The organism is Aeromonas sp. HMWF017, from assembly GCF_003061465.1.
Classification (GTDB): Bacteria; Pseudomonadota; Gammaproteobacteria; order Enterobacterales; family Aeromonadaceae; genus Aeromonas; species Aeromonas veronii.
The window spans coordinates 2,831-3,390 of the sequence record NZ_QAJD01000149.1 but is presented as its reverse complement, the minus strand read 5'-3'; the positions used below and the strand labels follow the sequence as shown (position 1 = coordinate 3,390).

1 protein-coding gene is annotated in these 560 nt (G+C 65.5%); it reads left to right on the top strand.

The window, feature by feature from the left end:
* On the top strand, nucleotides 1–560 hold a 560-nt coding region (locus DBR30_RS22320), incomplete at both ends, for an agmatine deiminase family protein (protein WP_375135854.1).

Genomic DNA, 560 nt, shown 5'->3' with positions numbered 1-560 from the left:
CTCCACGCCGGCCGCCGACGGCTTCACCATGCCCGCCGAGTGGGCGCACCAACAGGCCGTCTGGATGATCTGGCCGTTCCGCCCGGACAACTGGCGCGTAGCCGGTCGCTTCGCGCAAGAGACCTTCGCCAAGGTGGCGGATGCCATCGGTGGCGCGACTCCGGTCTTTATGGGGGTACCGGCCCAGTTTATGGAGCAGGCCCGCGCCATCATGCCCGCCCACGTCACCCTGGTCGAAATGAACAGCGATGACTGCTGGGCCCGCGATACTGGCCCGACCATCGTTACCAACGCGGCCGGCGAGTGCCGTGGCGTGGATTGGGGCTTCAACGCCTGGGGCGGTCACAAGGGCGGTCTTTACTACCCGTGGAATCAGGATGAAGAGGTCGCTGCCCAGATGCTGGCCCAGCACGGCATGGCTCGTTACGACGCGCCGCTCATTCTGGAAGGGGGCTCCATCCACGTCGATGGCGAAGGCACCTGCCTGACCACCGCCGAGTGCCTACTCAACGAAAACCGCAACCCGCACCTGACCAAAGAGCAGATCGAAGCGCACCTGC